Source organism: Pseudoalteromonas sp. T1lg122, assembly GCF_002964825.1.
GTDB classification, from domain to species: domain Bacteria; phylum Pseudomonadota; class Gammaproteobacteria; order Enterobacterales; family Alteromonadaceae; genus Pseudoalteromonas; species Pseudoalteromonas gelatinilytica.
Window position 1 is genome coordinate 559,914 of the sequence record NZ_PQCG01000007.1, and the last position, 12,315, is coordinate 572,228.

At 40.6% G+C, this 12,315-nt stretch carries 12 protein-coding genes and 2 tRNA genes; 8 read left to right on the plus strand and 6 right to left on the minus strand.

From position 1 onward, the window contains the following. Positions 1-114 precede the first annotated feature (114 nt). Positions 115-1,314 carry an Nramp family divalent metal transporter gene (locus C2M33_RS07960; protein WP_105174193.1) on the plus strand — a complete coding sequence of 400 codons (1,200 nt, stop codon included), beginning with the start codon at positions 115-117 and terminating at the stop codon, positions 1,312-1,314. Positions 1,315-1,383: 69 nt separating this feature from the next. Here C2M33_RS07960 and C2M33_RS07965 read toward each other — a convergent pair whose 3' ends face one another. The 3 genes from C2M33_RS07965 to C2M33_RS07975 all read right to left on the minus strand — a co-directional run bounded on the left by C2M33_RS07965 (position 1,384) and on the right by C2M33_RS07975 (position 4,901). Next, entirely contained in the window at positions 1,384-2,610 is a 1,227-nt protein-coding gene (locus C2M33_RS07965; RefSeq protein WP_105174194.1) for an amidohydrolase family protein, read from the minus strand. An 11-nt stretch (positions 2,611-2,621) separates the two neighbouring features. Next, positions 2,622-4,004 carry an amidohydrolase gene (locus C2M33_RS07970; RefSeq protein WP_063704983.1) on the minus strand — a complete coding sequence of 461 codons (1,383 nt, stop codon included), beginning with the start codon at positions 4,002-4,004 and terminating at the stop codon, positions 2,622-2,624. Positions 4,005-4,115: 111 nt separating this feature from the next. Further along, complete coding sequence (locus tag C2M33_RS07975; RefSeq protein WP_058584922.1) at positions 4,116-4,901, minus strand: hypothetical protein; 786 nt, start codon at positions 4,899-4,901, stop codon at positions 4,116-4,118. A 358-nt stretch (positions 4,902-5,259) separates the two neighbouring features. Between C2M33_RS07975 and C2M33_RS07980 the strand changes: the two genes are divergently transcribed. Continuing rightward, complete coding sequence (locus C2M33_RS07980; protein ID WP_105174195.1) at positions 5,260-5,622, plus strand: DUF3718 domain-containing protein; 363 nt, start codon at positions 5,260-5,262, stop codon at positions 5,620-5,622. A 53-nt stretch (positions 5,623-5,675) separates the two neighbouring features. Here the strand turns inward: C2M33_RS07980 and C2M33_RS07985 are convergent, their stop codons facing one another. Beyond that, positions 5,676-6,371, minus strand: coding sequence for a hypothetical protein (locus C2M33_RS07985; RefSeq protein WP_063704977.1), 696 nt, complete (start codon positions 6,369-6,371; stop codon positions 5,676-5,678). A 112-nt stretch (positions 6,372-6,483) separates the two neighbouring features. Here C2M33_RS07985 and C2M33_RS07990 point away from each other — a divergent pair, with 112 nt between their 5' ends. Together C2M33_RS07990 and C2M33_RS07995 are read left to right on the plus strand one after the other, a co-directional pair. Further along, positions 6,484-7,344 carry a fructosamine kinase family protein gene (locus C2M33_RS07990; protein WP_063704974.1) on the plus strand — a complete coding sequence of 287 codons (861 nt, stop codon included), beginning with the start codon at positions 6,484-6,486 and terminating at the stop codon, positions 7,342-7,344. 228 nt (positions 7,345-7,572) lie between these two features. Further along, entirely contained in the window at positions 7,573-7,776 is a 204-nt protein-coding gene (locus C2M33_RS07995; RefSeq protein WP_063704972.1) for a CPXCG motif-containing cysteine-rich protein, read from the plus strand. A 40-nt stretch (positions 7,777-7,816) separates the two neighbouring features. Here the strand turns inward: C2M33_RS07995 and C2M33_RS08000 are convergent, their stop codons facing one another. Beyond that, the gene (locus C2M33_RS08000) at positions 7,817-8,443 is read right to left on the minus strand and encodes a riboflavin synthase subunit alpha (protein WP_105174196.1); all 627 of its coding nucleotides are present in this window, start codon (positions 8,441-8,443) and stop codon (positions 7,817-7,819) included. A 94-nt stretch (positions 8,444-8,537) separates the two neighbouring features. On the opposite strand from C2M33_RS08000, the gene C2M33_RS08005 reads away from it, so the two are divergent. From C2M33_RS08005 to C2M33_RS08020, 4 genes are all read left to right on the plus strand, one after another. Next, positions 8,538-9,896 carry an MATE family efflux transporter gene (locus C2M33_RS08005; protein WP_105174197.1) on the plus strand — a complete coding sequence of 453 codons (1,359 nt, stop codon included), beginning with the start codon at positions 8,538-8,540 and terminating at the stop codon, positions 9,894-9,896. After that, complete coding sequence (locus C2M33_RS08010; protein ID WP_105174198.1) at positions 9,871-10,890, plus strand: DUF3080 family protein; 1,020 nt, start codon at positions 9,871-9,873, stop codon at positions 10,888-10,890. The genes C2M33_RS08005 and C2M33_RS08010 overlap by 26 nt, the downstream gene beginning before the upstream one ends. A 114-nt stretch (positions 10,891-11,004) precedes the next feature. Further along, positions 11,005-11,081, plus strand: a tRNA-Val gene (locus C2M33_RS08015). A gap of 210 nt (positions 11,082-11,291) precedes the next feature. Continuing rightward, a tRNA-Val gene (locus tag C2M33_RS08020) sits at positions 11,292-11,368 on the plus strand. Positions 11,369-11,966: 598 nt separating this feature from the next. Here the strand turns inward: C2M33_RS08020 and C2M33_RS08025 are convergent. Continuing rightward, positions 11,967-12,311 (minus strand): L-rhamnose mutarotase, encoded by a 345-nt coding sequence (locus C2M33_RS08025; protein WP_105174199.1) that lies wholly within the window; start codon positions 12,309-12,311, stop codon positions 11,967-11,969. Between the last annotated feature and the right edge of the window lie 4 nt (positions 12,312-12,315).

A 12,315-nucleotide genomic window follows, 5' to 3' on the forward strand; every position in this document is an offset into this window, starting at 1 on the left:
CTCTTTTACTTTACCCTTGCTTCGACTCTCTATAGTCTTAAGATCTGTTTTATATAACGATAGCTGTTTTATCTATCCGTTAATGTACTAAAAATAATAATAAAAGGTTTTATCATGCGTTTAGGACCCGGACTTCTTGTCACCGCTGCTTTTATCGGCCCAGGTACCATCACCACTGCCAGTGTTGCTGGTGCTAATTTTGGCTTTGCTCTTATTTGGACTTTATTGTTCTCTGTTGTAGCGACTATTTTGTTGCAATCCATGGCTGCTCGTCTTGGTGTGGCTACAGGACTTGATTTAGCGTCTGCACTTAGAACCACCATTCAAACACCAATTTTTAAAGCCCTGGCTGCTATATTAGTAATAAGTGCAATTGGTATTGGCAGTGCAGCCTATGAAGCAGGCAATCTGACTGGTGCCAGTTTAGGACTGCAAGAAATAATGCCGTCAATAAGCCCAATACTCTGGACTCCCCTTATTGCAATTTTAAGTGCAGTGCTTTTGTATACTGGCAAACATAAAGTCATTGAGGGGGCGTTAATTGTTTTAGTGGTGTTGATGAGCTTAGTGTTTATTTCAACGCTAGTGATGGCGGCTCCACCACTTGGAGAAGTGCTAAAAGGGTTTATACCTAGCTTACCTGATAATTCTATCACCACGGTACTTGCCTTAATTGGTACAACTATCGTGCCCTATAACCTATTTTTACATTCAGGCGTGCTTGCTGAAAAACACGATAGCTCAAAAAACATCGACAAAGTCATCATAGAAACAAATCTTGATACCAGTATTTCGATTACTTTAGGCGGCATAATTACGTTAGCCATTTTATCGACAGCATCAGTGGCATTTTATGGAACCGACGCTGGAAAAATATCAGCGGCAAATATGGCTGTGCAACTTGAGCCTCTTTTAGGGGGTATGGCTCATTATTTCTTTGCTATCGGTTTATGTGCGGCTGGACTAACTAGTGCAATAACTGCCCCTCTTGCGGGTGCTTACGCTGTTTGTGGGATGCTGGGCTGGTCAACGCAAATGAGTAATACACGCTTTAAACTCGTTGCTATTGTTATCCTTGTTTTCGGTGCACTGGTCGCATCGCTTGGGCTTGATCCGGTTGCGGTTATTATCTTTGCGCAAGCTGCCAATGGTTTATTACTTCCAATTGTGACCTGTTATCTTGTTTGGTTAGTGAATCAAAAATCAGTGATGAAAGGCTACACTAATTCGCTTTTACTTAACCTTGTGATTGTGCCAGTAATACTGCTTATATTTGGCCTTAGCCTTTATAAACTAAGCAATCTAATTTTTTAGCTTATACTTTATAAGCATTAAAAAGGCCGCAAATTTGCGGCCTTTTTATATGTTGAGCACTTATTTAGTTTATTTAGTATAAGCGCGTGGCATCGCTGAGTCAGTTGTATAACGGTCGCGTAGTTTGTCTTGACGCGCTTCGGTTGAAACTTCTTCACCGTTGATCCACATTTTGCTCACGTGAGCTTTAAAATCAAACGGATCGTCAGACCACATTACAAGGTTTGCACGTTTACCTTTTGCAATGGTGCCCGAGTTTAAGCCAAAAACATCAGCAATATTGCTGGTTACGGCACTTAGTGCACCTTGCTGGCTCATACCGTAAGACACAGCATTACCTGCATCAAAGCGTAATTGGTATACATTGTGGCTTGAATCACCCGCAACACCAATAATGACTTTAACACCGGCTTTTTCAAGCTTACCTGCATTAGCAAGGTTTGCATGAAGTGAGTCAAAGCTGCCTGGTAAGTTTGCCATTGAGCTGATGATCACAGGCACGTTAGCTTTAGCGAGTGTATCAGCAACCACAACGGCATCATCACCGCCATGAATTACTAAATTAAGGCCATAAGTTTCTTTCAACTTAACAAGTTCATAAATGTCTGATGCACGTTGAACACTCGCAATCAGCGGCATATCACCAGCCAGTACAGCTGCTAGCACTTTTTGCTCTGTCGATGGCTCTTTTTTGTCATCTTTTTTAGCTGACTTTTCGCCTTCAAGCTTGTCGATAAGTGTTTTCATCGACATAGCACGTGAGCCTTTGCTCTTTTCGCCTAGGTGAACAACAAGTGCAACTTGCTTTTTATTCACACTTTCAAAACTACCTGATAAGTCAACCACAGAGGCAAGACCCGCAAAGATACTGTCACCACCACTTGGTACAATTACATCCTGAGTAATGCCGCCTTTGCGAGCATAAGGAATTAAGCTACTGCGAGGATTAAATGCAAGGCTTGGATCAAAATCAATCCCCGCTTTGTCGTCTCCACCATCACGTGAGCCATCAACTGCACCCACTTCGACTAAGCCTAACTGGTTCATTGTGCCAATAAAGCCAGCAGTTACGATTTGGCCTTTGGCGTCAATCGTTGTATCAGCATTAATAGAGGCCGGGTTAATAGCAACAATTTTGCCATCTTCAATAACAACGCTTGCGCCTTCAAGTACGCCTTGCTCTGTTGAAGTGTGTAGTGTCGCATTGACAATCGCGAGCGATGCAGCACTTGCTGTCGCAGAAAATAAGCCAGCAGCAACAAGTGACAGCTTTAATGATTTAGTTAATTTTGTCATCAATGTTACTCCTATTTTTGACCTAGCATGAAATCGCTTTGTGCTTGGTATTTATCATCGTTGCGATCATACACTTTGGCACCATCGATAAATACTTGTTCAGCTTTTGCATAAACACTGAATGGGTTTTGGTTCCAAATAACCACATCAGCTTGCTTACCAGCTTCAAGTGACCCTGTTTTATCATCAATACCCAGGGATTTCGCCGCGTTTGAAGTGATCCACTTAATTGCGTGTTGCTCAGAGATGTCGTAACCCACATCATTCGCGCGGTACATTACTTTACCGGCTTCTTGGTTTAGGCGTTGAATAGTTGTATCTGAATCTGAGTGAACAACAGCACATGAATTCTTAACTGCATCAACAATTGCTACGTTCTCTTGAACCATATCGTAGGCTTCCATTTTAAAGCCCCACCAATCTGGCCAAAGTGCCGCACAGTTACCGTTTTCAGCCAGTAAGTCAGCAATTTTGTATGCTTCAACACCGTGATGGAAAGTACCAGAGTGATAACCAAACTCTTTACCGAGATCGATCATCATGGCCATTTCTTCTGCTTTATAACAGTGGTTATGAATTAAAATGTCACCTTCTAACACACCCGCTAGCGTATCTAGCTTAATGTCACGATGAGGTGCTGCAGGGTTTTTACCAGCAGCATAGTCACTTTCGTATTTATCCCACTCGCGCTTGTACTCTGTTGCGTCAATCCACGCTGTGCGATAGCCCGCCATGTTACCCATACGCGTTGATGGTAAAACACCTTTACGACCATAAACACGTTTTGGGTTTTCACCACACGCCATTTTTAAACCATACGGTGCATCAGGGAATTTCATACCTTGCATCGTGTGCGATGGAATGTTTTTAAGCGTAACACCGCGGCCACCGATTAAGTTTGCTGAACCTGGTAGAATCTGTAACGACGTAATGCCGCCTTCACGAGCACGGTTAAAACCAGGGTCTTGTGGCCATACTGAATGCTCAACCCACACTTCTGCAGTCACTGGGCTAGTCATTTCGTTACCATCTTGGTGAGAGGCCACCGAAGGAGTTGGGTATGCACCTAAATGTGAGTGCACATCAATAATACCTGGTGTTACCCATTTACCTTGTGCATCAATAGTTTTGTCTGCTTGAACAGATAGGTCCTTACCTACTTGTTGTACTTTGCCATCAACAAAGAAAACATCTGCATCATCTAAGCGTTCACCTGTGCCTGTTAATACAGTAGCGTTGGTGATTAACGTACTTTGCGATGCAAGTGGCTTATAGGTGCTTGGGTATGGGTTTTTGTTAATTGAGACTTTTGGATCTTGTGGGCCATTGTCTTGGCAGCCCGCTAACGCGACACCAAGCGCCATAACCAACACAGATGGAGCAAATTTTTGCATTATGTTGTTTCTCCTTTTTATTATTCATTTACTTTAACTAAATGTTAATGTGAATGCGAACAAAAGAGGCCAGTCACCAATTTTCAAGATGAATAACCAGCCCGCAGCGCTCTATTTCTTTATGTAGTTGTTATATAGCTGCTCTAACGCACCTTCGGTCGTCAAGCTCGGATCTTTGTTGATAAAATGTTTCACAGTTCGAGTTACAAAATCAGAGTTTTGCTTATGCTGCTTGGCAAAACTTTTAATTAGTGAATCTGCATCGTTAGCTGCGGTTACTTTTTCGTGTCGATGGCGGTATTGACTCAATGCACGGTTAAAATCGCCATTGTAATCTTCTACCACCAGCTTATAGAATTCTGTTCTGTCGACTTGTAAATCATTAATGCAGTAATTAAGCGCGTCTTTAAAGTCATAAAAGACTTTGCCTTGCACATCAAATTCGGCACGCTTCTCACGAATAGTGACACTGGCATCTTCAGTTGCATAGCTATAACCTTGAAATGCTACTCGCTCTGCTGCCTCTGCACCTAGCTTCATGCCGGCTTTAATACTGTGCACAAACTCATCACTCATATCGTGAAGTTCACTCTCATGCCACATGTGATAAATTCTCAGCGCTTTTGCATACTTTGTTGAAAGTTTCTTTTTAAGCTTTGTAACTCGCCCATCAATCGTCAGCACTCGCTCGTTATGCAGTAATGCAAAGCACTCATAACATGCTGGAATTGATATAAATTCAGCCTCTTCGCCTAAATCTATAATGCTTTGCAGCATATGCAGTGGCGGACAAAAATCTCGCTCAGTTGCTTCACAACCACAATAAAAACATTGATTAAAGTGTTTTGATTCAGATGCATAGGCTTGTTGATAATAGCCTGCTAATTTTGTGGTCACTCATGCTCCTTATACTCTGATTAGCCTTTTTAAGAAAAGCTAGAGTTAATACTTAAATGTAACAGCTACGTAAAAATTAAGCCTTTAATACGAGCCAAAACACGTTTTAAAAAAATAAATGAAAAAAAATTCAGCCTATTTGTGTCAAAATTCACACTTTAAAATAGCACTTATCAAGCGGTTAGTTTTACTTGTTCACATCTACATACTTACTTACATCTTGTCGATTTTCATTAACAGCAATTGTTCTTGTTTAGCGTAATACTTTAAATGTGCCCAGCAAACAGGAAGTGTGAAGTATCCATAAAAGTGAGGTCGCACAAACTAAACGTAATACGGACAACAACTGGAGAGAAAGATGAATACGTTAACTACAGCACTAGGTACAGCATTAATTTTAGGTTCTTCATTAGCAGCAACTGATGCAACTGCAGCACAATTTGTCGCAGCAGATAACTCGCCTGGCACGCAAGCTTGTATGGCCATTGCTTCTAACAAACCATTAAACGTATCAAGCACAATGCGCGATCTACGCTTAAGCAAACGAGTAATGACAGAAAAACTACTTTGCAATGATATGACGACTGATAAGTTTGCAAGCACTTATGGTTTTCATAACTCTGCGAAATACTTAAATTTTGAAACAGCAACTAAAACAAGTATTCAAGATATTGCTAAAGTATCTGATGACACGGTGATTGTTATTGCTGGTTCTAAATAATGATGAATTCACTGTAGCAGGTCTTTAAAGGCCTGCTACAAGTTTCTTCTTCGTTAAACGAGCGCAGCTATCAGGCCAAATAGGCCGCCAAATACCCCACCCCAAATCACTAACCAACCTAAATGTTCTTTGATCATGGTTTGAATAATATCTTTTACCATCGTTGGCGTAAGCTCATTCAAACGCTCATCAACTAAACGCTCAACTGTACCGTGTAATGAGCCACCAAGATGAGAGTTGGCAAATAGCTTTTCATCAAGAATGGTTTTAAATTCGTCGCTCTTTGAAATATCAATCACCGCCGCTTTCATTTTTTCAATAAAAGGCTCTCGCATTGGCTCGAGCGCATCACGGCCACCAAACATCGACAGCATGCCACCAAATTGAGAGTTTTCGATAACCTCAATTAAAGAGTCATAAGCCGGACTTAAATTAACTTCACTGATCACAGGCTCTAAATCAATATTTGGCTTAGCGAGCGCCATGACCTGATCTATTTTCTCTTCGGCGAAGAACTCGGTCATTATCAGGTTACGAATAGCCACTTTAAAAGAGGCAAACTTTAGAGTGATAACCCCAGAGCCGTATAAAAATGGTACTTTTTCGAATAGCATGTGAATAGCAAGCCAGTTAGTTACTGCGCCCGATAACGCAAATAAACCAACAGAAAGCACAATTGCTTGTTCAAATAAAAATCCGACTAATACTAAGGCAAGCGCCACTAAATTAGTAATGAGACTTTTATTCATCTGACCCCTCATAAATACTTCGATAAACTTTAACAATATTAACGCTATGGGTTTGTTAATTCATCGTCTTTTTGCCATAGTTTAATTATATGGTTAAAAGGTGAACAAAATTATGTGGAATTCGGTGAATGAACAGATTAGCCAAGCGATGCATTTTGATTTTAAGCATACCTTTAAGCGCCAATTACAATCACCCAATAACGACAAATACTTCCAAATTGGCGATGATTTACACCACTTCTTTGTGAAAGTCGCTCATTTAAGCGATCTGGAGCGCTTGGAGTGTGAAGCCTTTAATCTAGAGCTGTTAACACAAGAAAGCCTATTTATGATCCCTGATTGCATCACCACAGGTTGCAATATTGAGTTTTCATTTATCGTGCTTGAATGGTTAGAACTTGATAAACAGCCCCATACTAATTGGCATGAAATGGGGGAACACCTTGCCCATTTACACCAAAAGCATACCCAAGCCATGTTCGGCTTAGATAACGATAATTTTCTTGGCCCTACTCTACAACCAAATCGCTGGCACAAAAAATGGGATGTCTTTTTTGCTGAAGAACGCATTGGTTGGCAATTGCAGTTATTACAAGAAAAAGGCATTGAGCTTGTCAATCAAGACACCTTCATCACTTTTGTAAAAGACGCACTACATAGCCATGTTGTAGAGCCTTCGTTATTACACGGAGATTTTTGGCGCCGAAATATGGGCTTTTATAATAATGTGCCCAGTGTGTTTGACCCTGCTTGTTATTATGGTGATCGGGAATGCGATATAGCAATGAGTGAGCTTTATGCACCACTGCCCGATAGCTTTTATGATGCCTATAACGATATCTACCCATTGCAGGTAGGTTATGAGCAACGTAGAGCTATCTATCAACTATATCCTATGCTCAATAATGCCAACATATTTGCAGGACACTATCTTACTGAAGCAAAACAACAAATTGATCAGCTACTGAAATAAGCGCGAATTCACTGTAAAAGGAATGTCACAAACCCCTAAACACAGCTATATTTAGCTTATAAAGCGTATTAATAAAGATGCTAGCCGTTTGTTGTAGCGCTACGCTTATACCAATTCGGTTAGTGAGTTATATCAATCTTATTAAATCTAGATTCATTTTTAATGAGTTAGGTTTAATTTAGATTGCAATTTAACGAACTCAGGCATGCCTGATTAAGGTAAAAGCTGATGAAAGACCAATACACACAACGAATTTCATGCCCGCACTGTGGCCACCACATTCACGTAGCACTTGATGCAAGCGAAGGTGACCAAGATTACTATGAAGATTGCGCAGCATGCTGTAACCCTATCCATTTGAATATGCATATCGATTACGCAAACAACAAACTTGAATTACATGTCGATAGTGACGACGAGCAAATTTTTTAATTTGCTCGTTTGCTATATTTATTTAGCTCGTTTTATGTATTTATTTTGCTTGTTGCGAAAGATAATTTTCGACCGTGTTGATAATGGTATAAGTTTGCTGATCAACTTCGATATTTAACTTATCACCTTCGCGGTAGTTATCGAGATTGGTAATAGAGAGTGTTTCTGGGATCAGGTGTAGCCAAAAGCCCTGCTCATCAACTTCACCTACAGTGAGGCTTGCCCCGTTAACGCTCACAAATCCCTTATACAAAACGTATTTTTGCCACTCTTTTGCTAATGCTAATTGCATCTTACAGTTATCTTGAAAATGGTTAATTGAAAGTATCTCGGCCATACAATGAATGTGACCCGACACGATATGCCCACCTAGTTCAGTACCAAAAGTCACTGAACGTTCAAAATTCACCGTATCATTGACAGCCAGCATACCTAAGTTGGTTAACTTTAATGTTTCATCTATCACATCAAAATTTATAACACAGTCACCTTCAGTGGTAGATGCAAACTTCACCACGGTTAAACAACAACCATTAATGGCTATGCTCGCGCCGATATTCAAGTTTTCAGCATATTGCTGCTCTACTTTTAAAGCTAGCCTTAATACACCGCCTTGGTTATTAGTGTCAACGACAACGGCTTGCGTTTGCACAATTCCAGTGAACATCGCTTTCTCTTTTCTTCATTAAATAGATACCTGCGATTTTTATTGATCTATGAATAGATTACAATGGCTGTCTGTTTATTTAGTCGTGTAATTTATGTCTTTTTGTAGTTGGGAAGCCAAAAGGTTAATTTCGTTAGCCATTCCTGTTTTTTTGGCACAGGTAACCCTTATTTTAATGACGGTTGTAGATACCGTGATGGCAGGCCAAGTAAGTGCAACAGACTTGGCAGCACTTTCTATTGCAACGGGTATTTGGAATCCGTTAATGCTTGCATTGCAAGGCATATTATTGGCGTTGACGGGTATCATAGCGCAGTTTGCTGGTTCAAACGATAAACAAGGTATTAGCCATTATTTTCAACAGGGTCTGTATCTGGCGTTAGTACTTGCCATAATCGGTTTAGGACTGGCAAGCCTTGCTGATTCGGTGCTTAGTCAATTAGATACCTCACAGTCTATTACCCACTTAGCTGAGCAATACATTCATTTTGTTAAATGGGGTATTTTTGGTTTTTTACTTTTCAGTGTGTATCGCAATATCACTGAAGGTATGGGAATGACCAAACCTGCTTTTTACATTAGCTTAATTGGCTTAGCGGTCAATATTCCAGCCAACTACGTATTTATACATGGTAAATTAGGTTTTCAAGCTTATGGTGGCGCAGGCTGTGGTATTGCCACCGCACTTGTATTTACGGCAATGGCGTTAACTCAGGTTATTTATTGTCACTTTAATAAAAAGATTAATGCCAAAGCATTATTAGCAAATTTCGAAGCGCCAAAGCCCGCTACTTTATGGACTATCACCAAAGTGGGTATTCCAATTTCATTAGCTACCTTTTTTGAAGTCACGCTATTTGCTTGTATTCCTTTGTTTATAGCGCACTTAGGTGCAGTTGCCGTTGCGGGTCACCAAATTGCGGCCAGTGTGACGACATTATTGTTTATGATGCCGTTGAGCCTCTCAATTGCCATTAGCATTCGAATAGGCAACTTATTTGGCCAACAACATTATCAGCAGTTAAAAAATGCTGTTAAAACGAGTTATATTCTCGCGGCAATTATTGCTTTTCTGCTGGCAAGTGTGACCTTTTTTGCTCGAGATATAATAAGCCAATTGTATTCTGACAACCCTGAAGTATTGGCGCTAGCTTCTTCAATCATGGTACTGGCTTGTATCTACCAGTTACCAGATGCCCTGCAAGTTTCAGCCAATGGTATTTTACGGGGATTAAAATACACGGCACCGATTGGTTATATCACCTTTGTATCGTATTGGTTGATCGGCTTTGCGCTTGGCTTCGTACTTGCTCGTACAGATTTAATTGTTCCAGCAATGGGCCCTCATGGCTTTTGGATAGGCATTATTGTGGGGTTAAGTGCCGCAGCAATTATGTTGATGTTCACGGTTCATAGGCGATTTAAACATGCACCTTTTTTGCAAAACCAATAGCCTTTTAAACTCTATCATCGCAACAGCGTGCGTGGCACTTATTGCCTGCACGCCCTCTTCGGGTGATGTAAATCACACCTACGCGCAACGATTAGAAAACGTGCTTAAAACTGAAAGTTTTAAACTCTCTAAACCAAGTACGATAACTGCTAACCACTTCACTGAAAATACTGAAGATAAAGCAACCATTGGCATGATCGAGCTTGCCCAATTACGTCAATGTAAACTTGCAACCCTTATTGCTGAGCACAATAACCAACTTGGCAAAACAGCAACGCCTGCTAATGTTCTTAGTTATCAAATTAAGTTTATTCAAAGTGCAAATGAGTGCTTAGAAAGCTTTGAAGAACAAGATGATCTATTTGAAAAAATAAAACTCACCGCAGGACAAAAGCAAGCAAACCTTGCTAACTACTTTAAAGCTATGCTGCTCAACGAAACCGAGTTTAAGCAAAGCTGGCAGCTAAGCTCGACACACATTGATGAAAACACCGCAGGTTTTAGCGAAACCGTGAGTGCGATGGAGCAAATTGCTAAGTTAAACAATCAAATTAATACCGGCAAAATAAACGCTATAGAGCCTGAGCAAATCATCAGCCAACTCGAAGTATTAAATCGTTTTAAATACAACAAGCTACTTATTTCTGCGGCTCGTGTGCAAACACATTACAATCAACAATTAACAGCGCTGCTCATGCAGTATTCAAAAGATGATCTCTGCCCTGCCAACAAGAATAAACAAAAAGCGCAAACGCTTAGCAATGTGTTTAAAAAGTTTTATTTAGAGCAACTACAGCCTTATCAATCATTCTTAGTGGGTAGATTAGAAACCCTACAACCTCTTTACCAGCAAATATGGCATGACACCGAAATGGCCCAGTTTGTAGATAGCGACAGTAATGACGCAATTTTACAAAGTCTTAAGCACTCTGCGAAAAGCCATGTTGCTTGGTGGCAAGGTTTTTACAGAACGTGCGAAATTAGTCCGTTATGAATAAAAAACCAGCACTTAGCACAAAAATAGCTAAAGCTGCTTGATTCACACAACCAGTCGCTATATATTAGCCTCCGTTGTTTAGCCACGCTAACAACAGTTTTAAATCAAAATACAACCGTAGCTCAGTTGGTTAGAGCACTACCTTGACATGGTAGGGGTCGGTGGTTCGAATCCACTCGGTTGTACCATGATTTAGGTATAACCAAAGGAAAGAGCACTACCACTCTTAATGGCCCGGTCCAAAGGTCGGTGGTTCGAATCCACTCGGTTGTACCATGATTTAGGTATAACCAAAGGAAAGAGCACTACCACTCTTAACGGCCCGGTCCAAAGGTCGGTGGTTCGAATCCACTCGGTTGTACCAAAACATTTAATCTACTTCAGAATTAAATGCCTGTACGACCGTAGCTCAGTTGGTTAGAGCGCTACCTTGACATGGTAGAGGTCGGTGGTTCGAATCCACTCGGTCGTACCAATTATATCTTTATTGCTTCTTTGTAATTCCACAACTTCTATTAATAAGTACATTAACCTAAAAAGATTTACTCAGTTGGTTAGAGCACTACCGCTCTCAATGACCCACGCCAAAATCAGTGGTTCGAATCCACTCAGTCGTACCAATTATATCTTTTTTGCTTCTTTTTAATTCCACAACTTCTATTAATAAGTACATTAACCTAAAAAGATTTACTCAGTTGGTTAGAGCACTACCGCTCTCTATGACCCACGCCGAAATCGGTGGTTCGAATCCACTCGGTCGTACCAATTCTAATTTTCTTAGTTTTAATTATTTTATATCTCAGTTGGATAGAGCACTACCGCTTTCTATGACCCACGCCGAAATCGGTGGTTCGAATCCACTCGGTCGTACCAATTTATTCAAATTCCTCATAATTTTATTATCCTAAAATCAATATTATACAGTTGAAACTCAGTTAGTTAGCACACTACCGCTCTCTATAACCCGACCCAAATTCAGTGGTTCGAATCCACTCGGTCTACCCTAGCGCCTAGTACCCAGCCCCTTGAAACTTGTAACTTGAAACTAGCCCCTCGAAACTTATATTCGGAAACTAACCCACCTGTTCCCCTAGCGAAAATATCCTCTCTACTAACTGCCACTTACTTTGTTGATTATTGCTTCCCACGTTCTGAAACTGCTCCATTAGGCGCTCCCATTGTTGCACCTTTGGGTTCATTGCATCTTGTTTTGCTTTTTCTGTAAAGCTAAATGAATCATCGGTTTGCAGTATCATGATAAGGGTTGTGCCAACACGATGAATCGCCATGTCTGTAATTCCTGAATCGCGAATAGCACTTATGACTTCAGGCCAAACTTGCTTAGGGCTATGGTATTGCTCGTAGATAGCTATAAGCTCTGGGTCGTTTTTTAGCTCTAATGTAAGGCAGTACTGCATCCGA